Origin of the sequence: Corynebacterium sp. HFH0082 (genome assembly GCF_000411235.1) — a bacterium.
Taxonomy (GTDB): domain Bacteria; phylum Actinomycetota; class Actinomycetes; order Mycobacteriales; family Mycobacteriaceae; genus Corynebacterium; species Corynebacterium jeikeium_D.
On the sequence record NZ_KE150404.1, the window covers coordinates 508,034 to 533,581 of the forward strand.

Sequence of the window (25,548 nt, forward strand, 5' to 3'; positions counted from 1 at the left end):
CTTATCGACCCGCCTGTTCGACCGCGTCAATGAGTGCACGGCCAATCGGGGCAGCAACGGAGGCGCCGGTAGCGCCCTGGCCCTGGCCGCCACCGTTTTCCACGACGACAGCCACGGCGACATCGGAGTCCGGCGCGAAGGCGATGTACCAGACGTGCGGTGCGTACTCGCCGCGGACAGCACCGTGTTCCGCGGTACCGGTCTTGGAGGCAATACGCGAACCGTTACCGCCCGAGTGCGACTCGGAGCCGCGCATCAGCTCAGTTACGGTCTCCGCGACCTCCGGCGAAATCGCCTCGCCGGCTTCAATCGGCTTAAAGGACTTGATTTCGGAGAGGTCGGCACCGCGCACCGATTTGATGATCTGGGGTTCCATGCGCACGCCGCCGTTGGCAATCGTGGCGGCGATGATGGCGTTGTCCAGCGGCGTGAAAGACACGTCGCGCTGACCAATGGAGGTCTGACCCAGCGAGGACTGATCCGGAATATCACCGACAGCGGAGGGCTGAATCGGCAGGCCCGCGTCATCGTGGGTCTCACCGATGCCGAATCGCTTAGCGACGTCCTTGAGCGCATCGGCCCCGTACTGCATACCGAGCTCAGCGAATGCCGTATTACAGGACTGCGCGAAAGCCTGGCGGAGAGTTGTAGTAGCCCCACCACAGGTCGAGCCACCGTAGTTCTCCAACGTAGTGGTGGTATCCGGCAGCGTAATCTGCGGTGCGCCAGTGACCGAGGTGTCCGGGGAAGCGCCTTGCTCCAGTGCCGTGACCGTGGTCAACACCTTGAAAGTGGAACCCGGCGGCAGCGGACGCTGAGTGGCGTGGTTGAGCAGCGGTGCGCCCTCATTGTTATTGAGGGACTGCCAGGTACTCTCGTCGCCGGCGGCGATGTCATTCGGGTTGAACGACGGTGTGGAGGCCATCGCGAGAATTTCACCCGTCGATGGGCGAATGGCGACGGCGGAGCCGACGTAGCCGCGTTCAGCGAGTTGTTGGTACGCAGTCCGCTGAGCGTTCGGCAACAGCGTCAGCTCCGTGGAGGCCCCAGAGGGTTCCTTGCCCGTGACCATGTCGAGGGCGCGGGAGGTAAACAGCGAAGGGTCGCTGCCGTTCAAGATCTCGTTCTGAGAGCGTTCGATACCGGCGGAGCCGTAGATGTCCGACAGGTATCCGACCACCGCGGCATATGCCTCCGGGTCGGTGTCGTAGCTGCGGTCATAGAAGCCGCTCTCGCCCTTGACCGAGTGGGCCAGAATGTCGCCGTCAGTGGTGATTTGGCCGCGAGGTTTGGACTTTTCCTCCAGGAACTGGCGGCTATTCAGCGGATTGTGGGCGTACTTATCCTGCTGGAAGCCCTGGATGTAGGTCAGGTTCGCCAGTAGAAGAACGAAGAGTCCGAGAACGACAACAAAGATTTGGCGAATGGTTTTATTCATCTACTGGTTCACCTCCTGAGATGCGGTGGCATTGTCGTTGAGGCCCGAAGGGTTGCTTGGAATACCCCAGGGGCGGTTGGCCTCGTCAGAGACGCGCAGCACGATGGCCAACATGATGTAGCTGGCCAGCAGTGAGGAACCACCGGCTGACATGAACGGAGTAGTCAGACCGGTCAGCGGCATCAGCTTGGAAACACCGGCTGCAACCACGAACAGCTGAATGGCCATCGAGAATGCGACACCGGCCGCCAGCAGCTTGCCAAAGGAATCACGTACCGCCAAGCTCGCCGAAATACCGCGGGAAATCAGAATCGCGAACAGCAGGATGATGGCACTCAGGCCGGTAAAACCGAGCTCCTCACCAAAGGCCGAGAGGATGAAGTCAGAGTGTGCCACCGGAATGTTCTGTGGGTAGCCCTGGCCCAGACCGGTGCCACCGATGCCACCCCAGCTCATGCCGAACAGACCCTGGGAGAGCTGGTAGCCACCCTCGTCGTAGGAGCCCAACGGATCCAGGAAATGCGTGACTCGCGCCTGAATCTTGTCCGAAACCATGTAGACACCGACAACGCCGACGGTCACCAGCACCATGCCGATGATCAGCCAGGAACCACGACCGGTGGCAGCGTAGAGCATTGCCAGCACAGTGCCGAAGAGCACCAGCGCCGGGCCAAAGTCATTCTGCAGAGCCATGATGACGGTAGCGATGCCCCAGATCAGCAGAATCGGACCCAGGTCGCGAACACGCGGGAAATCAATGCCCAGGAAACGCTTGCCCGCCACATTGAACAGCGAGCGCTTATTCACCAGCAGCTGAGCAAAGAAGATCAGCAGCATGACCTTGGCAAACTCACCCGGCTGCATGGAGAACGGGCCGATGGAAATCCAGATGCGGGCATCAGCATTAATCGACGACGGCCACACCAGCGGTAGCGCCAACAGAATCAAGCCGCCGAGACCCAGCAGATACGAGTACTGCGACAGCGAGTGATGGTTGCGCAGCAGGACGATCACGCCGATAAACAGTGCGACACTGAGTACGGTCCACATGATCTGGTTGCGCACCAACGAGGTGTCATTGGCCAGGTCGAGGCGGTGAATCATCACCAGCCCCAAGGCATTGAGCGTTGCTGCAACCGGCAGCATCACCTGATCGGCGTTGGGCGCCACAAAGGTCAGCGCGATATGCGCCACTGCAAAGATCACAAAGAATCCGCCAATGATGTAAAAGACATCTGCGGTCAGAGAGTTGCCCTGAGCCAGTTCCAGCGAAATTAGTGCCAAAAGCAACAATCCTGCCGACAGCAGCAGCAGGAGCATTTCCTTCATCCGAAGCTGTCGCTTCGTGGTAGTTTCACTCATTTTCGCACCTGCCTACAGTTGACTCCTGGCTTCGAGCCCAGCTTTTCATCCTTCTTGTCATCGTCGGAAACGGACAGACATACCGGCAGTGCCGACTCCGCCAAACGGCCAATCTGGTCGCTGACACCGTCGTAGGAATCAGCCGGCAGACCTTCCAGCGAATTGCGTGCCGCCGGCGAGAGATCTTCCGGCGTCATGATGTGGCAGTCGACCTTCTCCTTCGGCGTCCCAGCCGGAGGAAGCTGAACTTTATTGTCATCGGTCAAACAGATGAACTGATGTGGCTCTTGCAGATCGAAGCCCAGCAAACTGCCGGGCACGCCGTGCATCAGCTGCACCTGCCCGTCGACCACCGCGAGATGGTACATCGACTCCTTCTTCTGCCAGCCCCAAATACCAAGGCCGACCAACCCGGCCACCAGCACCAGCACCACAGAAATAACTAGCCACTTGCCCTTGGAAGCTTTCTTCTCCGGCGCCGAAGTCACTGCAATTTCCTGCGACTTCCGCGGGCGGAGTGCCGCCGCGCGTCCCGCTGACGTATTGGGGCGGGGGAGTTCCTCCTCCGCACTCTGTAGGGCACCGGCCAGGGCGGGCTCGTAAGGCGTGCGTGCCGACGAATCGACAACATCGGCAACCACCACGGTGATGTTATCCGGACCACCGGACTTCAACGCGTAGTCAATGAGCTTGGTAGCGGCCTCGTCCGGAGTGCCCTCCGAGAGCACATCCTTGATGGTGTCCGCGGACACTGGATCGGATAGACCATCCGAGCACAGCAGGTAGCGATCGCCCTCGTGAACATCGCGATAAGACAAAGTAGGCTCCACCGGGCGACCGGTGAGAGCCTTCAAAATCAGTGAGCGCTGAGGGTGAATTGCCGCTTCTTCTTCGGTGAGATTGCCCTCATCCACCAGGGACTGCACATAGGTGTCATCCCGGGTAATGCGGATGAGCTCCCCGTCGCGCAGCAGATAGCCACGCGAGTCACCGACATGGCACATGCCCAGGCGGGTGCCGTCGAAAAGCAGAGCAGTCAGCGTAGTGCCCATGCCTTGCGTAGAGGGGTTCTGCTCAATTTCATCCGCAATGGAGTTATTGCCCTCCATGCAGGCGCTGCGCAGGGACTCGAGCAAATCGGGGCCGGGCTGATCATTGTCCAGCCGAGAGACGGCCGCAATCATCAGCTGAGATGCGATTTCTCCGGCGGCGTGGCCACCCATGCCGTCGGCAAGCGCGAGCAGACGCGAACCCGCATAGGCGGAGTCCTCGTTGTTCTGTCGGATGAGGCCGCGGTCAGAGCGGGCCGTGTAATTCAGAGCAAGACTCATGGTTGCAACCTCAAAGTTGTACGGCCAATACGAAATTCCATACCCGAAGCCAGGCGTTCCGGCTGTTCCACGCGCTGGCCATTGAGGAATGTGCCATTGCGGGAGTCCAGATCCTCCAAGTACCAGATGCCGTCGCGGTTGATGACGCGAGCGTGCTGGCCCGAGGCGAAGTCATCGTTGAGGACGAAGGCATTCGACTCTGAACGGCCAATAGTGATGTCGCGTTGGTTGTTTAGGTTCATGCGCGAACCCGCCAGCGGCCCGGAGGTGACAAGGAGCTGATGTGGAGTCTGCGAGCGCTGGAAACGCTTGGCCGGAGCACTGCTGGCCTGCCGAAGTGGGCGCAGCGGAGCCGAGCCTGTTGTTTCTGTACGCAGGGTGCGAAGCGTCATCCAAATGAAAAACCACAGGACGACCAGCACGCCGATGCGCGAAAGCAGAAAAACGATAGCTTCCACGTCCGAGGAACCTCCTTATGTAGAGCTGGTGGGTCCGCAAACCGAACACACGGACGTAATTATTCCAGGAATGTGTCGGCAAACCTAGGGCAGTGGCATGTGAACCTGGTGAACCTCACTACTTAGCGGATCTGAATCAGCGAATCTGAACTTCGAGAACAGAATGTCCCAACGAGATTTCGTCGCCGTCGGCCAGCAGCCAGTTCTCAATGGGTTCGCCATTGACAATGGTGCCGTTGGTCGAATGCAAATCGACGAGCACAGCGTCCTGGCCATCCCACGTGATCTCGGCATGCTGGCGGGAAACACCAGTATCCGGGAGGCGGAAGTCGGAAGCGGTGCCGCGGCCGATGATGTTCGAACCATGGCGCACCTCAAATACGCGCGAGGAGCCGTCCTGTAACAGCAGGGTGACGGTCTTTTCCTGGGGCTGGTCTTCGCCCACGGTCGCGCTGCTCAGCTCAGTTGCAGCCTCTGGGTCGACCGCGGGGATGGGGCGAGAAGCGGTGGGGAACTGCTCAGCTTCCGGCTGCGGGTGGTAGGCGGCAGAGGTCTCTGCAGCTTGGGGTTCATCATCGCTTTGCGACGGGGCTGCGTCAGTGTTGGCATCATCGGCACTGTCCTCGAATGGGACGAACTCCGAGGTGCCCACGGTGTCCTCGGTGAAAGTGCTGGCCGTCTTCAACTGGCCGGTATGGAGCGACTCCACTGCCTGCAGGTGGACGCTAATGGAACCGGTGAAACCCCAGCCGTTGTTGCGGCAGTAGCGTGTCATGCGGTCAGCCAACTGATTCGGCAGGTTGGGCTCGGACGCAGAGAGGTTCTTGTAGTCGGCAGCGCTGATGCCAATGCGGAAATCATTGGGTGCCAAGTACTGACCGTTGGCGTCCTGCATCAGGAAGTCTTCAATTTCCTGCTTCAGGCATTCTTCTAACTCATTCGGGACAACCTTGCCGCCGAACACGCGCGCAAAGCTGTTATCGAGCCCGCGCTGAAGCGAGCTATCGAGCTTGCGGATGCGTCCTAGGAAATCCATCTGACTAAAGAAATTCGCCTTCTCCCGCCAAACCGCGGCGGGTTACGTGAAAAAAATGTGCACAAAAATTATCGATACTTAAGCAACAGTATAGAGCCCTACACCTTCAGTTAAGGGCTAGGAACTACTGAGGTTTATCAAATAGTGACGACGGTTGTGGAGGAAGTTGCTATTGCTAAGTGCTGAAAAGTGATGGAAAACGTGCGCTGGCCTGGGGATTTGGTGGTGTATTAGCGCGGGGTGTTATAGTTCTATTCGTTCCCACGGGCGAGTGGCGGAATGGCAGACGCGCTGGCTTCAGGTGCCAGTGTCCTTTACGGACGTGGGGGTTCAAGTCCCCCTTCGCCCACAGCGAAGATCCTCGGAAGTGTAAAAGCTTCCGAGGATTTTTTGTTTCTGGGGTTGGGGTTTGGGTTGAGGGTTAAGTAAAGAAAAGTGTGTCTTTTCCGGGCGTGTTGCGGTTATTTGATCCAGCCTTTTTGGATGCCGAGGTTGTGTTGGTAGCTGGTGTCGATGGCGGTGTCGTATTCTGCTGGTGCACCGATGTCATTGGTAGTGGCTGTGGTGTTGTGGGTGATCAGGTCTGTTGCTGTGGAAAGTGCGTCTTGACCCCATCGTTGGTCCCTGGCGATCTTGACCGGATCGTCAGGGACTTCTGTATGTAGATACAGCCACCAATCCATCACTGTGCGTTGATGCGGTAGTGATAGTCCGCGGTGTCTGCGGGCTAGTTCTTTTATGGGGGCGTTGATGCCACCTTCGAGGCTGTTTGTTGTTGCTGCAAGGTTGTCGGGGTCGATGGTTGTTGGTGGGGGTTGCAGGTAGGTAAACAGCAGGTCTCTGCGGTGCAGAGATAGCAATGATTGATAGGCCGCTCGGACGCGTTGGTGGGTGTAGACCTTGGTGTAGGCGCCGGTAGCAGGGTCTTTGATGGTGGTTTTCTCGTTCATCCATTCCCGGTAGGTGTGGTCGAATTCGTGCAGGTGGGCGACCCATGTGGATGCTTGGTCAAGGTCGGTGATGCGAGTGAGTTTCAGGGCTAGGCGGTAGAGGGTTTTGCCGGCATCGGTGCGGGGGTTGCTGGTGGTGTGGCGGCGGACTGTTCGTTGGGCGTGGACGAGGCAGCGTTGGATGCGTGTTGTTGGCCAGCAGTGGTGGATGGCTGATTGGGCACCTTGTCCGCCGTCTGTGACTGCGATTAGTGGTGCGGCAATGGGGCGTAGGAGTTCGGTGTAGGCGGCGGTGGTTTCGTGTCTGGCCCAGGTCCAGTTGATGACGTGGGTTTTACTGGCTGCGATCAGGAGGCATCCGGACTTTAGATAGGTCGCGTCGAGGAAGATTTGGTCATGGATGCGGAATGAGTCGATGGTGGGTGTGGGGATGATCCACCAGCACCATCGGAATCGGTGGTGCATGGTTTGCCTGGTTACGCCATGGTGTGCGGCGAAGGTGGTTAGAGATTGGGTGCCGGTGGCCCATTGGATGAACAAAGCCATGGTGGCGGTGTTTTTGTTGTGGGTTTGGGTGTTGCGGGTAAAGGAGTGTCCGCAGTGGGTGCAGCGCCAACGGGTGGTTGATTTGCTGGTGGTGCCGTTTTTCTTTGTGTTGTTGCCGCATAGTGGGCAGCTGGGGCGGTTGGTGGTCATCCTTTAATCCAACCGGTGTGCGGTTAGCACAAATGTGGCCGGAGGTGCGGGATGGTGTGGGTAATAGCTTTCGGGGAGCTATTCTTTGGTGATTTGTGGTGTGTGGTCTGGGGTTATGGTGGCATGCGGACACACTTTTCTTTACTTAACCCTGGGTTGAAGCAGAAGCAGATGCTGAGCTGACGTTGTTGGCTTGTCCTTTAACTCTCCTTTAACCCTGTCCGGCACTTATGGCCAGGTTTCGGGGACTTGTCGATGTATTCCCCTGACTTATCGATGGTTTTTCGGCACTTATGCGCACGCTGTGAGCCAGGCTCTCTCACTTGTCGATGCGCTATTCACTTGTGGACACGCTGTAGCGCATCGATAGGTGAATAGCGTGGCCATAAGTCGTCGGATGCGTCGGCCAGCTAGCATTGCAACGGCTCACGAGAAGAAATGTAGAAATCTCACAACTCATTTTGTATTGAAAGTAGAAGAAAACTTGAATAGTTTTGAGATGTGCATGAGGGCAGTCGGCCCTCATCTGGGGCATTGATATAGCGGTGTTCAGTCATGAGCTTGGCTTACGGCCATATTTTAACGACCATTTGGTACCTGTTCATATCGTGAAAAGGCAACTCAAGAATGTGTAAGAAGTATTAAGAGAGAGCCCGTTTGGTGAGTAATCTTCTTCCGAGGAAAACCTGCCAATTCATAGTCGGAAGGCAAACATGAAAATTGTATTTAGAGCAATGCTGGGTGCCGCAATTATTTTTGAAGGAGTTCTTTTCCTTCTTATGAATGTGGTATCTGGTTTGCCGGGTTGGGTATTCCTGTTACCACTTGCCGTGGTGGTTGCGGCTTTTCTCTTACTGTTTAGAGGTATGTGGCAAGACTATCTCAGAAATGGCAGGTCATGGGCTTCTTCGCTGTCCGAGACGTCAAAGAAATTTGGCGTACCTCGAAAAATACTAGCGTTACTCGTTTCGGAAGTTGGTTCGCTGCTAGCTGCTTTCACCTTTTTTAAGCCTCAGAGAAATGTCGACAGTGAAGTCAGATCCTTCACAGCATATAGAAACCTTCGAACTGTTGTTTTTATGATACTGGCGCTGAGCGTTGCAGAAATAAGCATAGTGCATTTTGCTATTTCTAATGCGTTTTGGCGATATTTATTGCTGGTAATTAGTGTTTATGCCGTAGTTCTTTTATCTGGATTTTACGTAACTGTTCGGGATCATCCACATCTAATGACACCGCAAGGACTCGTACTGCGAAATGGGCGAAGGCTTATTTGCGAAATTCCGTGGTCACAGTTACGTCATGCGAGCTCCGTAACGGCAGGTGAAGGAGGGGACATAGCAATTGACGAGGACGGCAATCTCAGGGTGCCTGTTTTGAGTGAAGTGAACGTCAGATTAGAAGTGGATTCGCAAGTCGTGGCAGAAGATCTTTACAAGGGGCTAATGACCGTTTTCTCGATTGAGATTTACTGCGACGACAAAGACGCATTCCTCCGCAATCTCGCTGAGGAAAGGAATGCTCATTAAATGCTTGGCAGCTTCCAGGTCTGGTAATCAACCCCGGCCTATCGCCAAAACTTGGTCATCCCGCGCTTGTCCTCCATGTTGAACTCAATCATCTTGGCCAGCAGGTCCAGCGGCATGGACTCGGCCTTGCCGTCCTTTGGCCAGGGGAAACGGACCATCATTTTTCCGTAGGAGAGGCCACGGGCATCGAAGTCGTCGGCGAACTTTTCAATACCTGCGCGTTCCGGGGCAATCGCCATGTGTTTCTTGGCGTAGGAGAAACCGATGATAAAAGTGCCATCGAGCGTGAACATCGGCTGATTCCAAGCGATGCGAACGCCCAGTTCCGGGTACTTTTCGTGAACCCATTCCAGCACCTCGAGAGCGACAGCGCGCTGCGTGTCATCATCTACGCGCGAGAGGTGGTCGGCGAAGAACTCGGCGATGGTTTCGTCGGTCATATGCTGAACAGCCATGGTCTGGATTTTACTGTGCCATCAACTAACAACCGTGCCATCAACTAACATGACTCCGAGTGGCTACAGATTTGAATACTCAGTTTGATCCCAAAAAGGCGTGGCCAGCGCTGTGGACCGTTTTGCTCGGCTTCTTCATGATCCTGGTCGACGCCACCATTGTCACCGTTGGTATCAACACCATCCAGCATGAACTGGGCGGTGAGCTCAACCAGGTCATGTGGGTGACCAGTGGTTATCTGCTGGCCTATGCTGTGCCGTTGCTTATTACCGGCAGGCTCGGTGATCTCTGGGGAGTCAAGCACACCTATGTAGCGGGCCTGGTTATCTTCGTGTTGGCGTCGCTGGCGTGTGGGTTGGCGCCGTCGTTAAGCATGCTGATCATTGCCCGCGTGGTGCAGGGACTGGGGGCCGCGCTGCTGACGCCGCAGACGATGGCGCTGATTACGCAGATGTTTCCGCCGGCACATCGCGGTGCGGCGATGGGGCTGTGGGGTGCGGCGGCCGGAATTGCCTCGCTGACGGGGCCGCTGGCCGGAGGCGTGTTGATTGAGCTGCTGAGTTGGCGCTGGATTTTCCTTATTAATGTGCCGATTGGGCTGATCGGGCTCGTTTTTGCGTTCCGCTATCTGCCGACATTTGAGACGCACCGCAACAAGATTGATTATCTCGGTGTTGTACTCAGCGCGATTGGTATGTTCCTGCTGGTCTTCGGCATTCAGGAAGGTGAGAGCGCCGGTTGGGCAGGCTGGATCTGGGCGCTGATTGTCGCTGGTGCGGTGGTTCTTGGACTATTCACCGCGTGGGAGGCCAAGACCACGGCCGAACCGCTGATGCCGCTGTCCCTTTTTAAGGATCGCAACTTCACCATCTCCTCGCTGGCGATTGCTGTGACGGGGGCGCTGGTGGTCGCGGTTGGTTTCCCAATCATCCTCTTCGCCCAGAATGCTCGCGACCTATCGACCATCCAGGCCTCACTACTGCTCGTGCCGCAGGCGGTCATTTCCGGTGTCATGGCACCGTGGACTGGGCGAATGCTGGACCGGCTGAAGTTCCGCGAGTTCGCGCTGATTGGTTTTGGGTCCTCGCTGGTGGGCATGCTCGGGTTCCACTACCTCATCCACGAGGACCTCTCTGTGCTGTGGCTGCTGCTGCCGGGCGCCGCATTCGGTGTGGCAAACGCGTTTATTTGGGGCACGCTGTCGACGGCTGCCACCCGCAACATCGACCCGTCCCTCGCCGGTGCCGCCTCCGGTGTGTACAACACCATCCGCCAGATCGGCAGTGTGCTGGGCAGCGCGCTGATTGCCACCGTCATGGCCGCGGCGCTCAGCAGCAGCCGTGGCGACTTCACCACCGCCATGAGTGACGCGATGTGGTTGCCGGTGGCACTGTCGGCCCTGGGTGTCGTGGCGGCGCTGGGGCTTAAGAATCCGAAGTAAAACGCTCCACCATGTAGTCCGCGATGCCGACGGGATCGGCTAGGAAATCCCTGGTTGCCCGTACCGCGAGGGTGTCTTCGAAGTGGGTGGTGTCGGCGTCGTCAAGCGAAATGATTGTTGCTTCCGGTGCGGCGAGCAGGATAGGGGAATGCGTCGCCATGATGATTTGTGCGCCGGCTTCCGCGAGCGCGCCGAGGCGGCCGAGGAGCTCCAGTTGGCGTAGGACCGACAGTCCGGACTCGGGTTCGTCAAGGAAAATCAGTGATTCGGGACTGAAGCGGCGTTCGGCCAGCGTCATGATGGATTGGCCGTGGCTCATCTGGGTGAGGTCTGCCATTTCTCTGCCACCTGGTAGCAGCCCAAGCGACTCGTAATAGCGCGCGAGGTTCAGGTGCGCGTCGCCGCGAAAGAAAAACGTATCCGGGGGATTGCGCCTGGTCAGCGCCAGGGGGACTGGGGAGGTGCGCTCCTGCGTCTTGTACCGCGAGCCGCCGTCCGTATCGACACCCATCGCCGATGCCAACGCCTCCAGCACTGTCGACTTTCCCTTGCCGTTTTCGCCGGTCAGGATGGTAATCGGCGTGGTGAAGGCCATGGGGAAGGGCAGGGCGAGCTTTACGACGTACGCCGGGAGCTCGGCATCATCGTGAATACGGGCATGGCGGAGGTAGATCATGGTTGCGGCAGCTGGTCGATCTGTTTGAGCAGTTCATAGCCGTCTGTGCCCTCGATGAACGGGACCTCCTTGTTCTCCAACTTTTCAATTGGCACCGCCGTGCCGTGAGAGAGCACGTGCTCGCTGGGAGTGAGGTTGCGGATTGCGATGGCCGCGACCTTGTCCGGATGCTCCGCCGCGGCCGTGCCGTAGATGAGCGGGTCGTACTGGCCATCATCGCCGACGAGAATCCAGTTGATTTCGGGGAAGTCAATAAACAGGTCGCGAAGTCGCACCTTCTTGTGTTCCTTGCCCGAGCGGAACAGGCCGGTGGGCGTTGGCCCCCAGTCGGTGAGCAGCAGTGGGCCCTTCGGCAGGTTGTTGCGGTGTAGGAACTTTTTTAGTGTGCTGAAGGTGTTCCACGCTCCGGTGGAGAGATAGATGACGGGAACGTCCGTGTCCTCGTCGGTTTTGCTCGCGTAACGACGGCGAAGTTGCGCATAGAACTCGCTGAAGCCAGCGACGGCCTTGCGCTCGTCTGTCTCCTTGACCCAGGAGTTGTAGGCGGCGATGAGGGCGCGCGGCAGCATGGTGACCAACACGGTGTCATCAATATCGGAGACGATGCCGTATTTGGTCTCCGGGGAGAGGATGAGGACCTCTGCAGGAGTGTCGTTGATGGTAATTTCGTGCCAGCCGGGTTCGAGGCCGTGATTCCTGATTAGTACCTCGATATAGCCGTTGCTATCCGTGGTGGTTTCCACCGTGCGGTCGCCGGCAGTGATGGTGACGGGAAAGTCCGCGAGTTCGACGGTAAAGAACTGCCAAAAACCGCGTTTTTTGTTTCGTTCTTCGTCTCGTTTTTTGGCCGGATCCTTCAGGAGGACACGGCCGAATACGCGAACGCGCTCTGCACTTCCGTACCCGGTGAAACCGATGATTTCCGGTTCCCAACCAGCGTTTTTGGAACGCTTGGCGGCCAGCGCGTTGATCCTTCTCTCGGTCTTGCGGACGACATCTGCCACGGACATGCTTTCCAGGATACGGGTTGACAGGACGGGGGAGGGTGCGCGTAGGTTGGTCGCCCAAGAGAAAAGTCAACCCTTTAGGAGTGTTCTCTTTTTATGCGTTTTTCCGGTAAGTTCATCGCATCCGCCGCTGTGGCAGCAGGCATGATTGCTGCCCCGACCGCGGCCGCTAACGCTGCATCAGTTAGCGCCTGGGATCAGGTTGCGGCTTGTGAGTCCGGCGGAAATTGGCAGACCAATACCGGTAACGGCTACTACGGCGGACTGCAGTTCTCGCAGCAGACCTGGAGTGGCCACGGCGGTGACCAGTACGCACCGACGGCTGACCAGGCCACTAAGGAGCAGCAGATTGAGATTGGCGAGCGCGTGCTTGCCTCCCAGGGTGCTGGCGCATGGCCGAACTGCGGTGGTCCGCTGGGTTAATCCTCCCCATCATCAAAGACCAGATCTGGCACAGCCGCGAATGACAGCCACCACTTCATGTAGTGGTCATGGCGTGCTTTCGTCTTCTGAGTAGCGCGTTTGTCAAAAGTCTGTCGCCCGAACCCGGCTAATGGTCCGGCCGGGACGGTCGCCGCGGTAATACCGTCGGCAGAGGACCACACCTCTGAGCCGTCCTCATAAGCGGTGATATCCCAGAGCTTGTGGGTTTTCAGGTTGTGGTGCTTCCTGCATAGGCAGTGCAGATTCTGTGTGTCGGTGGGGCCACCGGCTTCGGGGGCTTCCTGGTTGTACGGCGCGATATGGTCAATATCGCACTTATATGCTGGGACTTCGCAGCCGGGGAAGCGACACGTGCCGTCGCGACCGTGGACGCGGGCGACCTGCGCTGGAGTTGGACGGTAACCATTGGTGGCGCTGTCTGCTGAGAGGCGGACATGCGTCACCTTTTGCATCCACTCTTCCGTGACCAGCGCGCCAAGCCAGCCGGCGCCGTCCAGCCAGGCATCATCACTGTGGGGCTCGCGGAAAACATTGAGCACAACTTCCGCATTGGTGCGCTGGTGGATGAGTTCCACAAATGCATCCGCCTGCGTCATTTCCTCATTCGCGCGGAAAACCGTTTCAATCGCGCACATGGCAAAATAGGCGCGGTCCGGCCGCAGTGTGAGAATGATTTGGGAGTAGCTGTCGGGACGTTCCACCAGAGTCACCGATTCCGTATCGGTGATGGTGGGAATTGTGCCGTCGGCACGAGCGCGGTCATCCAAATCCGCAGCAATATCACCAATTTTGGTGGTGAGCGTGCGAGGACCAATCATTGCTTGACGACGCTTCCGTGGCGTAACCAATGCCAGAATCTTCTTCTCTGCATCGGGTATTTGATCAGGCTCGATGCCGACTACGCCATGTGCAATGATGCCGAGTTGCCGCATGGATAATGCGCAGCTTTCCCGGGCATATTCCGCCAACTGTGGCATTTTCTCCAGCAACAGGCCAATGTCACAGATACGCAGTGCCTCACTGCGAGTGATTCCCAACCGAACGCTGATGCGAGCGGCATGGTTTTCAACGTCATCATCACCTGCAGGGCAGCAGGCTTCAATCAACTCAAGTTGGGCGCGGTTGGTAGCCCGCGCGAGTGCTGAGAGCTCATCTTCAGAATTCTCATGAGCCCAATATGGTTCGGGTACTTGTTCGGACTTCATTGGATCCCCCTGGTGCTCCAATGGTTGTCGGTTTTCTTTCGAACTTACTTGCTATCGTACGGGCGCTTTTCTGGCTTGTAAAGAGGAATGAAAGAGAATTTTGAGGAGTTTTCGAAGGTGGTCGGTGGAGGCGGTAAAGCGCTATCTAGCTGCATATTTGAGGGGGTAGTGTGAGCTGTATGCGAGCTAGCGGACGGAAAACAAAACTAAAACACCCGTTCGAACGTAGAAGCTTGGTAATCTCGCTTTCATAAAAGCAGAGTGCAGATAACCAGCGCAGACAATGGGGAGCAAAACCGTGATCATCCGGCACGCAACGCGGGACGATGCCGCGGCAATCGCGGAGATCTACAACGAAGCCGTAATCAACACCGTCGCCATCTGGAATGATGACACTGTCAGTGCGGAGAATCGCATCGCATGGATGGAGGCGCACTGGGACAAGGGCTACCCGGTTTTCGTCGCCACGCTTGACGACGAAGTCGCTGGGTATGCCACCTTTAGCGATTTCCGTGACTTCGACGGGTTTCAGTACACGGTGGAAAACTCCATCTACGTGCATCCGAACTTTCAAGGCCGGGGAATTGGTGGCGCACTATTGAACAAGACCATTAATGCTGCCCGGGAGGCGGGAAAGCACGTTCTGGTTGCGGCGATTGAAGGCAGTAACGAGGGGTCGATTGCGCTGCACAAAAAGTATGGCTTTCAGCGTGTTGGGCTACTGCCGCAGGTGGGGACGAAGAACGGGCGATGGTTGGACATGCTGTTGATGCAGGTCATGCTGACAGACGGGCAGCCACCCGCTCGGCCGCGCGCTTAGCGAAGGGGCCAACGCCCATAATCGTGGCGGCACCGGGGCCAACCCAGTCGCCGTAGCCGACGAACTCGATGAGGTCAGAGTCGATGCTGCGGAAAGGGCCGAGCGCTGGGCGGAAACCGGTGCACCAGATGAGGTGGTCCGCGTGGACGTCGTCAAGCGAGGAGAACATGGGCGTCCAGGTGAGTGCGCCGGAGTCGCGGGCTTTGCGGACGGGCGGCAGGACGACGATGTCGCCGATGCTGTCGGTGGAGCCCTGGCGGTAGCGTTTGAACAGGACGCGACCGTCGACGTCGTCGGGCATCCAGCGCGGTTCGTGGCGGGTGAACCAGGTGGTGTCGATACCGGAAAGTATCAGTTCAGCGGCGATTTGGGCGCCGGAGTTCGCCGCGCCGACAACGGCAACGCGGGAGCCTTCGAAGGGTTCGGGGCCTGGGTAGTTGGCCGAATGCCACTGCTTTGCGGAGGTCGTGCCGGGGTAGTGGGGGACGAAGGGGCGGTTGCCGGTGGCGGCGATGAGTTGGTGGGACTCGAAGTCTCCGGCATCGCTGGTGAGGTGGAAGGTGCCGTCGTGGGTGACGTGGGTAACGTTAACCGGGCGCTGAACGCGCAGTTCGTAGCGCTTTTCGTAGGAGCTGAGGTAATCAATCACATGGGAAGCGGGCGGGAAGCCGTCATAATCGGGCATCTGGATGCCCGGAAGGTTGGAGAAACCCGGGGTGGAAAAGAGCGTCATTGAGGGCCAGACATTGCGCCAGGAGCCGCCGGGAGCCGACTGATTGTCCAGAATGAGCGGATCAATGTCGTGTTTGTGCAGGTAGTAGGCGGTAGCGAGGGCAGCTTGGCCGCCTCCGACGATGATGGCATCCTCAAGCATGGTCCCAGTTTAACTGCGAGTGCCGTGGCTCAAGCTGTACTACCGTTAAACACCATGAGCTCGCTGTTTGATCTTTCGGACAAGCCCATTGACGAACTACCCGGTTACCAGCGCACATTCGCGCCGGGCCGACTCACTGTGGGTCTCAGCCTGCCCATCGAACAGGACGCCGAAGCCGAACCCAAGGACGTGCTGAGCAATCAGATTCGGCTGATTCAGAAAGCCGAACGCGCAGGCATCGCGGCAGTGTGGGCGCGCGACATCCCGCTGCGTGTGGAAACATTCGGCGACGTCGGCCAGGTCTACGACCCCTGGATGTACCTCAGCTACATCGCCGCACACACCACCGACATAGCGCTCGGCACCGGCGCAATCGTTGTGCCTTTTCAGCATCCGTTGGTGATGGCTAAGCGCGCGGCCACGCTGGACAGGCTTTCCGACGGCCGTTTCCTCTTCGGCGTTGCCACCGGCGATCGACCCGAGGAGTTCCCCGCCTTTAACCAGGACAAAGGCAAGCGCGGTGAGCGTTTCCGCGAGCATATCGAGGTCTATGAAAAGGCCCTCAGCACCAGTGACCGGCCTATCCGGTGGTCCGAGGGCAAGATGGGCGGATCCGATGTGGTGCCCAAGCCGCTGGCACGCCGAGTTCCGCTGTTGGCCACCGGCTCCTGTCAGCAGAGCCTGGAGTGGAAGGCCGCGCATACCGACGGGTGGTTCATGTACCACAAGGGTTTGGAAATGCAGAAGAAGAACATCGCCAACTGGCAGGAAGCGGTGGCACAAGAGTGTGGTGAGGACGTGTTCAAACCCTTCCTGGAATCACTGTGGATCGACCTGCATGAAGACCCCGACGCGCTCGCGCAGGGTGGCCACTTCGGGTACCGCCTTGGCCGCAACAAGCTCATCGAACTGCTGCACTCCCAGCGACAGCTCGGCATCAATCACGTCAGCATCAACTTCCGCACCTCTAAACGGGATGCGGAAGAACAGATTGATGAGCTGATTGAGTATGTGCTGCCGGCTATACAGACTCCGTAGCGCCCTGCCACTGATTGATTCCGCGGTCGACGGCCCACTTGTCGATCTCCGCGAGTTCTTCATCGCTAAACGGCGCAGCGTCCAGGGCGCCGAGGCTGTTTTTCAGCTGTTCCACCGACGATGCCCCAATTAGGGCGGAGGTCACTTCGTCACGGCGGAGAACCCACGAGATGGCCATCTGTGCCAGGGACTGGCCTCGTCGTAAAGCAATGGCGTTGAGCTCACGGATGGCGGTGAGCGTGTCGTCGTTGAGGAACCCCGAGTTCATCTTGTGCGCGCCGAGACGCGAGGACTCCGGCACGCCATCCAGATATCGGTCGGTGAGAAGACCCTGCGCAAGCGCGGAAAAGGCGATGACGCCCATGCCTTCGTCGGCGCAGGTCTCCAGCAATTCGTCCTCGATCCAACGGTTGAACATGGAGTAGCTCGGCTGGTGAATAGTCAACGGAGTGCCCAGCTCACGCGCGATTTTCTGCGCACGGCGAGTGAGCTCGGGGGAGTAGGAGCTCACGCCGACGTAGAGCGCGCGTCCCGAGCGGACGAGGAAGTCGAGGGCGGCGACGGTTTCCTCGATAGGCGTATCCGGGTCGGGCCGGTGGTGGTAGAAAATGTCCACATAATCCAGGCCCATGCGCTTCAGCGAGGCATCGCAGCTGGCCACGAGGTATTTCCGCGAGCCGCCGAAGCCGTAGGGGCCATCCTGCATGTACCAACCGGCCTTGGAGGAAATGATCATTTCATCGCGGTAGGGAGCGAAATCCTTGGCCATGATGCGACCGAAATTCGCCTCCGCAGAGCCCTGTGGTGGGCCGTAATTGTTGGCGAGATCGAAGTGCGTGACGCCGTGGTCGAACGCGGTGCGCAGGATTTCACGCTGCGTCTCGAGCGGCCGGTCATCACCAAAGTTATGCCAAAGTCCCAGCGTAATGGCTGGAAGCTTTAGTCCCGTGTCGCCGGAGCGGTTGTACGGCATCGTTTCATAGCGGTTGTCATTGGCGTGGTACACGTCTGGATAAGCCATGTGTTCGAGGGTACGCGGGCTTTACGACGAATAGTTGCGCACGAGGTGGCCTTCAACGGGGCGCGTGGCCAAATGGTTACCCCTGGAAGTTAATAAAAGTGAGCTTGCTGGGGAACAAGTGAGGCGATTCGTCCGACTAATAGAGCATGACTTCACTAGCCACAGGCGATGCCGCTGGAACGCCAGCCGCAAACCCCGTCGCACAGACTCAGAAAAATGGTGGGCCACGAGCATTACTGCACCGAATCCATGTCGTTGCAGGCATCCTCGTTGCGCCGCTACTCGTTATTGCAGCTGTCACAGGCGTGGCGTATGCCCTCGCCCCGAGCATAGAAAAGGTGGTTTACCACGAAGAACTAACTGCAACTTCAAGCCTTCCCGCACAGCCTCTGGAAAAGCAGGTTGAGGTCGCGCAGCGCGTGCATCCTGAGCTGCCGGTGACTGCAGTGCAGGTCCCGGAAAAGCCAGGACAGACAACGCGAGTTATGTTCAACGATGAGCAGTTGAAGTCGGAGTCCTACCGACATGCGGTGTTCGTCGACCCAGGCGACTTGAGCATCAAGGGTGACCTGGTGCAATACGGTTCCTCGGCGGCGCTGCCACTGCGGGCGTGGATCTCGGAAGGGCACCGCAGGCTTTGGATTGATAGCAACTTTGGTCGCCTCTACTCCGAGACGGCAGCATCCTGGATGGGCGCACTGGCTATTGGTGGCCTTTGGCTCTGGTGGGACCGTTCGCGCCGCAAGCGGACACAGGGAACAAGTAAGAGGGCGCATCATATGCGTCGTCACGCGAATGTTGGTGTGGCGATCAGCGTTGGACTTTTGTTCCTGACCGTCACCGGCCTGACGTGGTCGTGGGTGGCTGGAACGGGTATTGCTAAGCTGCGCGAGACGATGGACTGGTACGCGCCGAAACCAGCCATGACTGCGACTGCGCCAGCGAATTATGACTGGTCAGAGGCAGATAGTGTTATGAACCTCGCGCGTGCCGAGGGCCTGTCCGGGAAAGTCGAACTGACACCACCGGAAGCCGGCACCGTGTGGATGGCCAAGGAAGCTCGCGAGGAATGGCGGATGGGCATTGAGACCGTCACCGTTGACGGGTCGACCGGAGCGATGGTTGATCGGATCCATTTTGCGGACTGGCCGCTGCCGGCGAAGCTGACCGAGTGGCTGATTAACGCGCACATGGGCATCCTGTTCGGGTGGGTGAATCAGCTGGTTCTGGCACTGATCGGTGTTGCTCTGCTGGCGATGATTGTGCGCGGGTACGCCATGTGGTTTGGACGCGGTCGAGGTGGTCGTCCTGGTAGGCTCCCGGCGCCAACGCGCTGGCGAGATATTCGCCCGGGTGTTGCAGCGGCTGTTGTGGCGCTGTTGATTGCCTACTCGGTAGTTGCGCCACTGTTCGGTGTGACGCTTGTTGGCTTCGTGATTATTGATTGGGCCTGGCGGAAGCTCCGGAGAGGTTAGTGTAGGTTCTATCGCCTTCGGGTTCCCTGTACCTAACGGCGTAGTAAGACCCACAGAAACACTCAGAAGGGTAAGCGCATGACGAAGTACTGGGATCACAACGGCAGTATCTACAAAGACGACGGCCAGGAAGACTGGTGCGTTTATAATCCGTCTTTGCGTGATTGGGAGCGCACCCCGCGCGCTAAGGAAGCCTACGACAAGGCAGGCCAAGACTCGTTCGACCCCATCACCGAGCAGCAGGCACTCGTCGATATTGCAGAGCAGCAGGGACGCTACAACAAAAAGATTCAGGACAAAATCAAGGAACTGCGCGCGAAAATGAAAGCTGTCGGTGCGCAGGCCAGACAGGCTGCTGAACAGCCGTACCCAACCTTTGCCGAGCAATCTGCCGCATACCGTGAGGGTGCGCAGGCCTACAACGAGGGCAAATCTTGGCGCGATAACCCGTATGCCCCCGAGTCAGGTCTAGCCACCCCGTGGCGCATGGGGTTCAATACCCGCAAGCAGCAGGTAGCGGAGATCAGGGCACAGCGAGCCACCGCCGCGAAACAGGAATTGGCAACAGAGTGAAACTAGGCTCTGCCCGCAAAACGCCCAGTCAAAACCTATGCAGCGCCTGCGAGTGTCTGCGCTACGTAAGTATTGAGCGAGACTCCTTCGCGGGCAGCTGCCATTGCCAAAATTCCCCAAAACATCCCGGTTCCAACCCCACCGAATCTGTTACACTTAGCAAAACGAAACTCAGGAGCTTGGTGTGCAGTACTTTTTCACGGTCCATGGCCGCAGAGATATCAACGCGTATGACTCTGATGAGGAAATGCACGCTGCCTTTGAACGGATTGGACGCTTCAATCAGAAGCTCCAGGACGAAGGCCACTGGGTTATGTCCGGCGGGCTGGTTCCACCAGAGGATGCCATGACGGTGCTGCCGGATGGTTCACATAGCGATTTGCCGTATTACAACGCGATGACGTTCCCGTCGGCTTTTTGGATTGTCCAAGTCGCAGATGAGCAAGAGGCCATCAACCTAGCCCACGAAGCCGCGGAGGCGTGTGCGCAGGCCGTCGAGGTGCGCGCCATCGCTGAATAGCACGCCGATTTACTCACCGCAGCCCGTGCACCCGGCGCATGATGGTCAACATCGCTTGCGTCGGGATTCGCCGCATGAAGGGCACCGCCACGCTTGCCGACGACCCCCGCGCCACCAGGGCCAAGGGTCGCTCGGCGGCCACCTCGTGCATAACCACCTCAGCAATGTCAGAAGCGGGAATGCCACGTTCCTCATTGGCGTTCAACTTTGTCAGCATGCGGTGGACATCGGCAGCGTAAACAGAACCCTCATCGCCATACGTCGTCCGACGTGAGGAAATCCCCGTGTTGATGGCGCCCGGCTCGACAACCGTAACCCCAATACCGAACTGCGCGACTTCACCCCGCAACGAAAGCCCAAAGCCGCGGATAGCGGCCTTCGTCGCCACGTAGGAAGAACGGTAGGACAGCGGCAACCCGCCGAGCATCGAGCCCACCAGCACAATTCGGCCACGACCAGCCTCGCGCATGCCGGGCAGCAGCTGCTGTAACAGCTCCACCTGTCCTAGAACATTGACTTGGAAGAGACGCTCAAGTGCCTCGCGGGGTAGCTCCTCGAAAGCGCCCGACTGACTCTCGCCGGCATTGGCAACGACGACGTCGTAAGGCCCGTGAGCGACCACAGCGGCGATATCGTCAGCGCTGGACATGTCGAGCGCCACCATCTGCACGCCCTCGGGGTGCGGCGCATCGGTGCCTCTGCGGGACGTGCCAACGACCTCGAAACCGGCCTTGACCAGTGCCTCCGCACATGCCCAACCGATGCCGGAGGAAGCGCCGGTCACTAACGCACGGCCACCACCTACACTCGGCAGCTTCGGTCCGCGGGTGAGATTCGCAAAAGCACCGGTCAGGCCACCAATCATCGAGCTTGCACCGCCTCAATGGTCATGCCGCCAGCGCGGAGACGGCGGGACAGGGCGTCGCCAAGCGCGACAGTAGGAGTGAGCACGCCGGTGGTGTCCGGCAGATCGTCGTGGACGAGCGCGAGGGCGGCGCTGGAAATCATAATCGCGGTGCCTGCGTACCCTGGGTCTTCCTCAAGGGACACCTTGGAACGCCAGTGAATGCCGGAGGTATCGACGGTGTAGGCCTCGATGGTGAAGCGGCCTTCGGCCTGTGCTTCAGCGCTCGGGCCCTCGCCCGGCTTCGGTAGTTTTTTATCAATGAGCTTGGCCGTCGGCCCAAATGCCATCGCCGCCAGCGCCAACCTGCAGACAGCCGCGAAAATATTTGCGCGCACGAAAGCCTTCGGACCGCGGCCGACATTGAGTAGCTCGCGGTAGCGGAAGGAATCACCGTAATCCGCCAGCATCGCCGAGCGCTGAACAATGCGGGTGTTGAAAGGCGACATGAAGAAGGGGGCTCGCCAGTGGCGGCGGAAGCGCGCCGGACGCAGGTCGACGCCGAACTTACCCTGGTCGGGTCCCGGCTCAGCCAGCGCGTACTGATCGGCGATGATGCGACGCAGCTTGGGATCCTTCTTGGCCTGTTCAAGCTGAACGCGGACCGAATCGATAGTGCCGCCGGAGACACCACCCTTGACATGCTTGAACAGCAGGGTTGTCTCACCGAGCTTGGTGTGGGCCGCCTCGTGGAGCTCACGGACAGCGACATCGGAGGGAATTGAGTCGAAGCCGCAGGAGTGAATAATCTTCGCTCCGGTCTGCTGCGCTACCTCGTGGTTGTTTGCAATGGAGTCGTGGACGAACAGCACTTCGCCACACAGGTCGACGTAGTGAGTACCGACCTTGGCACACTCGGCCACCAGGGTGCGACCGTACTTCGCGTACGGCCCCACAACGGTCAACACCACCTTCGTGCTGGCTGCAAGCTGAGCCACCGCCTGTTGGTCGGCGGCATCCGCAACAATGACCGGCCAGTCCGATACGCCTGCGTTCTCCGCGACGTCGGCAAGCTTCTGGGCGTTCCTGCCTGCGAGCGCCACCTTCGTCTGACCGGCGTGTTTAGCCAGATAGTCCACAATCAAGCGGCCTACGAAACCCGTGGCGCCGTAGACGACGATGTCGTACTCGCGGTCGTGATTGCGACCCTGTGGCTGTGCGGAAAAAGTAGTCATGCCTACGAAACTAATAAAACGAACGCGATACCGCGCGCGAATTAAAAAGGTTTTTCTAGATCCGTGTATTCAGCGATGGGTTTGGCGGGAGGGCTAACGTAGGACAAGTGACTAGCGCTAACGAAAACCCCGAACAGATCGAAGGACTACGGCCAGAAGATCCCGGATTCCGCCGCGCGCTTATCGCTGTGCTCTTCGCCGGCCTGGCATCGTTCCAAGCGCTCTACGCAACGCAGGCGCTGCTGCCCACGCTTTCCGACGAGCTATCGGTCGACCCCGCCACCGCCGCGCTGACGGTATCCGCCACCACCGGCGGCTTGGCCTGTGCGATTATCCCGGTGTCCATTTTGTCGGAACGCTTTGGACGCAGACGCGTGATCGTCATCAGCGCATTTGTGGCAACGCTACTGGGGCTCGTGGTGTCAATCGCGCCGGGCATCGGTTCGATGATTGCTCTGCGCCTGCTGCAGGGCATTGTCATTGCCGGTGTTCCCGCAGTGGCCATGGCCTATGTCAGTGAGGAAGTCCACGCCGACCATGTCAGTCGCGTGATGGGGCTGTATATCTCGGGCACGACAGTCGGTGGCCTGCTCGGCCGTATCATTCCGTCCATTGTGTTGGAGTTCGCCTCTTGGCGGATGGCGATTGCGGTCTCGGCGACGGTGGCGTTTGTTTTCGCCATTCTGACCTGGTACTTCCTGCCGCAACAGCGTAGGTTCCAGCCGAAGCAGCTGTCGTTTGCAGGGGAGGGGCAGGCCATAGCGCGGCACTTGCGCGACCCGCGCATTCTCGCGCTGTGCGCCCTGGCGTTCCTGTTTATGGGGTCGTTTGTCTCTCTGTACAACTACCTGGGCTTCCGACTGGGCGATAAGTTCGGGCTCTCTCCGGCACTGGCAGGGTTCGTATTTATTCTCTACCTGTCGGGTACGTGGTCGTCGGCACGCGCGGGCGTGTGGGCGAAGACGGTGAGCCGCCGTCGCCTCATCGCCATTGCGACTCTGGCCGCGTGCGTGGGCCTGGGGCTGGCGCTGCTGCCGTGGCTGCCCGCACTGATTGTGGGCGTGCTGATTTTCACGGCCTCGTTCTTCGTGGCGCACTCGCTGTCCTCGTCCGGCGTGGGGCTGGTGGCGCAGCGCGACCGCGCCGAGGCATCATCGATGTACCTGTTCAGCTACTATGCGGGTTCGTCCATTGTCGGTTGGGTATCCGGGATGGTGTTCAGCCGCTTTGAGTGGGCAGGGCTGATTCCGTGGCTGGTGGCGCTGTCCTTCGTCGCGGGCGCGTGTGCTGTGGCGGGGCTGAAGCCGCGGCGGTAGGGGCAATATCGGCAACATAGCGCATTTAGGCACCGCGTAAAGAACCCTTAATGTAAAAAACAGTGATTTTTTACATTAAGGGTTAGTTTTTAGGGCACTATATGTAAAAAGCATCATGTAAAGAACGCCGGGGAAAGAAGGGAGCTCGCCGTGAAGCACTATCCGCTTAAGAGGATCTTCCACATGTCCGCACATGATGCGGAACAGACAGTGGAAGGCGAATACCAGTCACGCAAAGACTCCCCGTCGACGATTCAGTGGCACTTTCCGCTGGGGCAGTGGCCGCTCTTTTGCTGCATTACAAGCGATCTCGCGGCCAAGATTGAAAAGATTCTGTCTCTAGAGCTACAGATCTCACAGTTGTGGAATCGCCTGCCGGATGCCGCGCGGACTCACTATCTTTTCAATCTGCTCCTGACCGAGGTGGTAGCCACCAATGAAATTGAGGGAATTCACTCCACACGGCGAGAAGTCGCGGAGGCGTTGGACAACACTTCGGGAACCCAGCACAAGCGCTTCCATGAATTCAGTCAGCTCTATTTCCGGTTGGCCAACGATGAGCGGATTGAGTTTCCGACAACGCTCACAGAAATCCGTCAGCAGTACGATCAGCTTCTCGGCGATGAGATTGCCGCCGAAGATGAGTTAGACGGTGAACTCTTCAGGGCAACAACGGTCACGATTACCGATGGGCAACAACAGGTTCATCGAGGTGTTGAAAGCGAAGCTGCCATTCACCAACTCCTCAATGAGTTCCTGGCAACGGTGAATTCCGCAGAGGACAATCGGCTGATTCGAATCTTGGCAAGCCATTTCATGTTCGAATTCGTTCACCCGTTTTATGACGGCAACGGCCGGATGGGACGTTTTCTACTGTCCGTGGCTTTGCGGGAGGCACTCTCGACCTCAACTGCGCTGACTATTTCCCGCCAACTCGCTGAGGATAAAGCGAAGTATTACAAGGCTTTTACCACTACGGAAGACCCAATGAACCGGGGAGAAGTCACTTTCTTCGTCGAGGCGATGGCTGATGTCATTCTGAATGCACAGCAGTATTTGCTGGAAGAGCTGCAGATGAAGTCTTACCAGTGCGAAAGGCTTGAACAGCGGATAGCTGAGCTATCTAACTCGCCCGAGCGGGTGCTGCCTGTGTCGCTTACAGGAAACGAGATTGGCACGCTATACGTCCTGGCACAGGTTCGGTTGTTCGGGCCCGAATATGGAATCAAGCTCGAACACGTCGCTGACACCGTCGGCAAGGAAAAGCGGACAGCGCGAAAGTATCTCGCCGAGTTAGAGGCGGCAGGATTGGCAATGCCCACGAGCCGCCGCCCGCTGCGATTCCAGCTGGCACCGGCGGGACTAGATCTCTTAGGCCTTGAACCCGCCGACCATGAATCTGCTTCCGGAATCTACTTCTGACCCACAATCAGCTCAGTGCCATCGGCCGACAGCGGAGCCTGGCCAGCGGGCTTACGTGAGGGGCCAGAAACAACCTGACCAGTAGCAATATCAAAGTGGGAGTTGTGGTTCGGGCAAATCATCACACCATTGCTGACCTCAGTGATGCGACCATTCTGGTGCGGGCACGAACTGGAGAAAGCGGCGAACTTGCCCTCCTCCGGCTGCGTGACGACGTAATTGCCGATAACCACACCGCCGCCAACCGGAATGTCGGCAGCGTCAACCTTCTCCACCGCAGACTTTGGTGCACAAGCGGCTACGAGTGCGCCAGCTGCAGTGGCGGCAGTTCCCAGGAGGAAACGACGACGGGAGCACGGGGAGACATCAGAACTCATGGCA

Annotated in this window: 26 protein-coding genes and 1 tRNA gene; 11 read left to right on the forward strand and 16 right to left on the reverse strand. The window is 58.4% G+C overall.

All coding sequences use genetic code 11. From position 1 onward, the window contains the following. Position 1: 1 nt before the first annotated feature. The 5 genes from HMPREF1206_RS02110 to HMPREF1206_RS02130 all read right to left on the reverse strand — a co-directional run bounded on the left by HMPREF1206_RS02110 (position 2) and on the right by HMPREF1206_RS02130 (position 5,625). Positions 2-1,438, reverse strand: a complete 1,437-nt coding sequence (locus HMPREF1206_RS02110; RefSeq protein WP_016421755.1) for a penicillin-binding transpeptidase domain-containing protein — start codon at positions 1,436-1,438, stop codon at positions 2-4. Further along, positions 1,439-2,800 carry an FtsW/RodA/SpoVE family cell cycle protein gene (locus HMPREF1206_RS02115; protein WP_016421756.1) on the reverse strand — a complete coding sequence of 454 codons (1,362 nt, stop codon included), beginning with the start codon at positions 2,798-2,800 and terminating at the stop codon, positions 1,439-1,441. Continuing rightward, complete coding sequence (locus HMPREF1206_RS02120; RefSeq protein WP_016421757.1) at positions 2,797-4,131, reverse strand: PP2C family serine/threonine-protein phosphatase; 1,335 nt, start codon at positions 4,129-4,131, stop codon at positions 2,797-2,799. Before HMPREF1206_RS02120 ends, HMPREF1206_RS02115 begins: the two co-directional genes overlap by 4 nt. Then, positions 4,128-4,589 (reverse strand): FHA domain-containing protein, encoded by a 462-nt coding sequence (locus HMPREF1206_RS02125; RefSeq protein ID WP_016421758.1) that lies wholly within the window; start codon positions 4,587-4,589, stop codon positions 4,128-4,130. Before HMPREF1206_RS02125 ends, HMPREF1206_RS02120 begins: the two co-directional genes overlap by 4 nt. A gap of 136 nt (positions 4,590-4,725) precedes the next feature. After that, on the reverse strand, positions 4,726-5,625 hold the full coding sequence (locus HMPREF1206_RS02130) for a DUF3662 and FHA domain-containing protein (protein ID WP_016421759.1): 900 nt from the start codon (positions 5,623-5,625) through the stop codon (positions 4,726-4,728). A gap of 265 nt (positions 5,626-5,890) precedes the next feature. Between HMPREF1206_RS02130 and HMPREF1206_RS02135 the strand changes: the two genes are divergently transcribed. Further along, positions 5,891-5,974 (forward strand) — tRNA-Leu (locus HMPREF1206_RS02135). Between the two features lie 112 nt (positions 5,975-6,086). On the opposite strand, the gene HMPREF1206_RS02140 is transcribed toward HMPREF1206_RS02135, so the two are convergent. Then, positions 6,087-7,271 carry an IS256-like element IS3503 family transposase gene (locus HMPREF1206_RS02140; protein WP_011018353.1) on the reverse strand — a complete coding sequence of 395 codons (1,185 nt, stop codon included), beginning with the start codon at positions 7,269-7,271 and terminating at the stop codon, positions 6,087-6,089. A gap of 713 nt (positions 7,272-7,984) precedes the next feature. Here HMPREF1206_RS02140 and HMPREF1206_RS02145 point away from each other — a divergent pair. Next, entirely contained in the window at positions 7,985-8,800 is an 816-nt protein-coding gene (locus HMPREF1206_RS02145) for a hypothetical protein (protein WP_016421761.1), read from the forward strand. 38 nt (positions 8,801-8,838) lie between these two features. On the opposite strand, the gene HMPREF1206_RS02150 is transcribed toward HMPREF1206_RS02145, so the two are convergent. Continuing rightward, positions 8,839-9,255 (reverse strand): iron chaperone, encoded by a 417-nt coding sequence (locus tag HMPREF1206_RS02150; protein WP_016421762.1) that lies wholly within the window; start codon positions 9,253-9,255, stop codon positions 8,839-8,841. A 59-nt stretch (positions 9,256-9,314) separates the two neighbouring features. On the opposite strand from HMPREF1206_RS02150, the gene HMPREF1206_RS02155 reads away from it, so the two are divergent. Next, on the forward strand, positions 9,315-10,697 hold the full coding sequence (locus tag HMPREF1206_RS02155; RefSeq protein ID WP_016421763.1) for a DHA2 family efflux MFS transporter permease subunit: 1,383 nt from the start codon (positions 9,315-9,317) through the stop codon (positions 10,695-10,697). Here the strand turns inward: HMPREF1206_RS02155 and HMPREF1206_RS02160 are convergent. Beyond that, on the reverse strand, positions 10,681-11,373 hold the full coding sequence (locus HMPREF1206_RS02160; protein ID WP_016421764.1) for an AAA family ATPase: 693 nt from the start codon (positions 11,371-11,373) through the stop codon (positions 10,681-10,683). The two genes, HMPREF1206_RS02155 and HMPREF1206_RS02160, sit on opposite strands and share 17 nt — an antisense overlap. Next, on the reverse strand, positions 11,370-12,383 hold the full coding sequence (locus HMPREF1206_RS02165; RefSeq protein ID WP_016421765.1) for an App1 family protein: 1,014 nt from the start codon (positions 12,381-12,383) through the stop codon (positions 11,370-11,372). The genes HMPREF1206_RS02160 and HMPREF1206_RS02165 overlap by 4 nt, the downstream gene beginning before the upstream one ends. 93 nt (positions 12,384-12,476) lie before the next feature. Between HMPREF1206_RS02165 and HMPREF1206_RS02170 the strand changes: the two genes are divergently transcribed. Continuing rightward, entirely contained in the window at positions 12,477-12,803 is a 327-nt protein-coding gene (locus HMPREF1206_RS02170) for a transglycosylase family protein (protein WP_005511827.1), read from the forward strand. Here HMPREF1206_RS02170 and HMPREF1206_RS02175 read toward each other — a convergent pair. Then, positions 12,800-14,029, reverse strand: coding sequence for an HNH endonuclease signature motif containing protein (locus HMPREF1206_RS02175; RefSeq protein ID WP_016421766.1), 1,230 nt, complete (start codon positions 14,027-14,029; stop codon positions 12,800-12,802). The genes HMPREF1206_RS02170 and HMPREF1206_RS02175 overlap by 4 nt on opposite strands. 298 nt (positions 14,030-14,327) lie before the next feature. Here HMPREF1206_RS02175 and HMPREF1206_RS02180 point away from each other — a divergent pair, with 298 nt between their 5' ends. Further along, complete coding sequence (locus HMPREF1206_RS02180) at positions 14,328-14,849, forward strand: GNAT family N-acetyltransferase (protein WP_016421767.1); 522 nt, start codon at positions 14,328-14,330, stop codon at positions 14,847-14,849. Here the strand turns inward: HMPREF1206_RS02180 and HMPREF1206_RS02185 are convergent. Next, on the reverse strand, positions 14,806-15,723 hold the full coding sequence (locus HMPREF1206_RS02185; protein WP_016421768.1) for an NAD(P)-binding domain-containing protein: 918 nt from the start codon (positions 15,721-15,723) through the stop codon (positions 14,806-14,808). The two genes, HMPREF1206_RS02180 and HMPREF1206_RS02185, sit on opposite strands and share 44 nt — an antisense overlap. Positions 15,724-15,777: 54 nt before the next feature. On the opposite strand from HMPREF1206_RS02185, the gene HMPREF1206_RS02190 reads away from it, so the two are divergent. Beyond that, entirely contained in the window at positions 15,778-16,761 is a 984-nt protein-coding gene (locus HMPREF1206_RS02190) for an LLM class oxidoreductase (RefSeq protein WP_016421769.1), read from the forward strand. On the opposite strand, the gene HMPREF1206_RS02195 is transcribed toward HMPREF1206_RS02190, so the two are convergent. Further along, positions 16,745-17,782 (reverse strand): aldo/keto reductase, encoded by a 1,038-nt coding sequence (locus tag HMPREF1206_RS02195; RefSeq protein WP_016421770.1) that lies wholly within the window; start codon positions 17,780-17,782, stop codon positions 16,745-16,747. The two genes, HMPREF1206_RS02190 and HMPREF1206_RS02195, sit on opposite strands and share 17 nt — an antisense overlap. Before the next feature lie 146 nt (positions 17,783-17,928). Between HMPREF1206_RS02195 and HMPREF1206_RS02200 the strand changes: the two genes are divergently transcribed. Both HMPREF1206_RS02200 and HMPREF1206_RS02205 read left to right on the forward strand, forming a co-directional pair. Beyond that, complete coding sequence (locus HMPREF1206_RS02200) at positions 17,929-19,257, forward strand: PepSY domain-containing protein (protein WP_016421771.1); 1,329 nt, start codon at positions 17,929-17,931, stop codon at positions 19,255-19,257. Positions 19,258-19,335: 78 nt separating this feature from the next. Further along, entirely contained in the window at positions 19,336-19,830 is a 495-nt protein-coding gene (locus HMPREF1206_RS02205; protein ID WP_016421772.1) for a hypothetical protein, read from the forward strand. 35 nt (positions 19,831-19,865) lie between these two features. On the opposite strand, the gene HMPREF1206_RS11080 is transcribed toward HMPREF1206_RS02205, so the two are convergent. After that, a complete protein-coding gene (locus HMPREF1206_RS11080; protein ID WP_255348478.1) occupies positions 19,866-19,955 on the reverse strand; it encodes a toxin-antitoxin system HicB family antitoxin in 90 nt (29 codons plus the stop codon). A 59-nt stretch (positions 19,956-20,014) separates the two neighbouring features. Here HMPREF1206_RS11080 and HMPREF1206_RS02210 point away from each other — a divergent pair, with 59 nt between their 5' ends. Next, a complete protein-coding gene (locus HMPREF1206_RS02210; RefSeq protein WP_005510918.1) occupies positions 20,015-20,350 on the forward strand; it encodes a YciI family protein in 336 nt (111 codons plus the stop codon). 13 nt (positions 20,351-20,363) lie between these two features. Here the strand turns inward: HMPREF1206_RS02210 and HMPREF1206_RS02215 are convergent, their stop codons facing one another. Both HMPREF1206_RS02215 and HMPREF1206_RS02220 read right to left on the reverse strand, forming a co-directional pair. Beyond that, positions 20,364-21,215: an SDR family NAD(P)-dependent oxidoreductase gene (locus tag HMPREF1206_RS02215; RefSeq protein ID WP_016421773.1), complete on the reverse strand. Its 852-nt coding sequence runs from the start codon at positions 21,213-21,215 to the stop codon at positions 20,364-20,366. Then, the gene (locus HMPREF1206_RS02220; protein ID WP_016421774.1) at positions 21,212-22,429 is read right to left on the reverse strand and encodes a trans-acting enoyl reductase family protein; all 1,218 of its coding nucleotides are present in this window, start codon (positions 22,427-22,429) and stop codon (positions 21,212-21,214) included. The genes HMPREF1206_RS02215 and HMPREF1206_RS02220 overlap by 4 nt, the downstream gene beginning before the upstream one ends. 107 nt (positions 22,430-22,536) lie before the next feature. Here HMPREF1206_RS02220 and HMPREF1206_RS02225 point away from each other — a divergent pair, with 107 nt between their 5' ends. Both HMPREF1206_RS02225 and HMPREF1206_RS02230 read left to right on the forward strand, forming a co-directional pair. Next, on the forward strand, positions 22,537-23,745 hold the full coding sequence (locus HMPREF1206_RS02225) for an MFS transporter (protein ID WP_016421775.1): 1,209 nt from the start codon (positions 22,537-22,539) through the stop codon (positions 23,743-23,745). Positions 23,746-23,895: 150 nt separating this feature from the next. After that, positions 23,896-25,167: a Fic family protein gene (locus tag HMPREF1206_RS02230; protein ID WP_016421776.1), complete on the forward strand. Its 1,272-nt coding sequence runs from the start codon at positions 23,896-23,898 to the stop codon at positions 25,165-25,167. On the opposite strand, the gene HMPREF1206_RS02235 is transcribed toward HMPREF1206_RS02230, so the two are convergent. After that, positions 25,158-25,544 (reverse strand): Rieske (2Fe-2S) protein, encoded by a 387-nt coding sequence (locus HMPREF1206_RS02235; protein ID WP_016421777.1) that lies wholly within the window; start codon positions 25,542-25,544, stop codon positions 25,158-25,160. The two genes, HMPREF1206_RS02230 and HMPREF1206_RS02235, sit on opposite strands and share 10 nt — an antisense overlap. Positions 25,545-25,548 lie beyond the last annotated feature (4 nt).

Bases quoted from the DNA above. Each gene is read 5' to 3' on its own strand.
- HMPREF1206_RS02235 (WP_016421777.1), bottom strand. From the start codon at position 25,544: ATGAGTTCTGATGTCTCCCCGTGCTCCCGTCGTCGTTTCCTCCTGGGA.
- HMPREF1206_RS02220 (WP_016421774.1), bottom strand. From the start codon at position 22,429: ATGACTACTTTTTCCGCACAGCCACAGGGTCGCAATCACGACCGCGAG.
- HMPREF1206_RS02140 (WP_011018353.1), bottom strand. From the start codon at position 7,271: ATGACCACCAACCGCCCCAGCTGCCCACTATGCGGCAACAACACAAAG.
- HMPREF1206_RS02150 (WP_016421762.1), bottom strand. From the start codon at position 9,255: ATGGCTGTTCAGCATATGACCGACGAAACCATCGCCGAGTTCTTCGCC.
- HMPREF1206_RS02115 (WP_016421756.1), bottom strand. From the start codon at position 2,800: ATGAGTGAAACTACCACGAAGCGACAGCTTCGGATGAAGGAAATGCTC.
- HMPREF1206_RS02165 (WP_016421765.1), bottom strand. From the start codon at position 12,383: ATGTCCGTGGCAGATGTCGTCCGCAAGACCGAGAGAAGGATCAACGCG.
- HMPREF1206_RS02175 (WP_016421766.1), bottom strand. From the start codon at position 14,029: ATGAAGTCCGAACAAGTACCCGAACCATATTGGGCTCATGAGAATTCT.
- HMPREF1206_RS02205 (WP_016421772.1), top strand. From the start codon at position 19,336: ATGACGAAGTACTGGGATCACAACGGCAGTATCTACAAAGACGACGGC.
- HMPREF1206_RS02160 (WP_016421764.1), bottom strand. From the start codon at position 11,373: ATGATCTACCTCCGCCATGCCCGTATTCACGATGATGCCGAGCTCCCG.
- HMPREF1206_RS02185 (WP_016421768.1), bottom strand. From the start codon at position 15,723: ATGCTTGAGGATGCCATCATCGTCGGAGGCGGCCAAGCTGCCCTCGCT.
- HMPREF1206_RS02190 (WP_016421769.1), top strand. From the start codon at position 15,778: ATGAGCTCGCTGTTTGATCTTTCGGACAAGCCCATTGACGAACTACCC.
- HMPREF1206_RS02195 (WP_016421770.1), bottom strand. From the start codon at position 17,782: ATGGCTTATCCAGACGTGTACCACGCCAATGACAACCGCTATGAAACG.
- HMPREF1206_RS02130 (WP_016421759.1), bottom strand. From the start codon at position 5,625: ATGGATTTCCTAGGACGCATCCGCAAGCTCGATAGCTCGCTTCAGCGC.
- HMPREF1206_RS02170 (WP_005511827.1), top strand. From the start codon at position 12,477: ATGCGTTTTTCCGGTAAGTTCATCGCATCCGCCGCTGTGGCAGCAGGC.
- HMPREF1206_RS11080 (WP_255348478.1), bottom strand. From the start codon at position 19,955: ATGTTTTGGGGAATTTTGGCAATGGCAGCTGCCCGCGAAGGAGTCTCG.
- HMPREF1206_RS02120 (WP_016421757.1), bottom strand. From the start codon at position 4,131: ATGAGTCTTGCTCTGAATTACACGGCCCGCTCTGACCGCGGCCTCATC.
- HMPREF1206_RS02145 (WP_016421761.1), top strand. From the start codon at position 7,985: ATGAAAATTGTATTTAGAGCAATGCTGGGTGCCGCAATTATTTTTGAA.
- HMPREF1206_RS02215 (WP_016421773.1), bottom strand. From the start codon at position 21,215: ATGATTGGTGGCCTGACCGGTGCTTTTGCGAATCTCACCCGCGGACCG.
- HMPREF1206_RS02200 (WP_016421771.1), top strand. From the start codon at position 17,929: ATGACTTCACTAGCCACAGGCGATGCCGCTGGAACGCCAGCCGCAAAC.
- HMPREF1206_RS02110 (WP_016421755.1), bottom strand. From the start codon at position 1,438: ATGAATAAAACCATTCGCCAAATCTTTGTTGTCGTTCTCGGACTCTTC.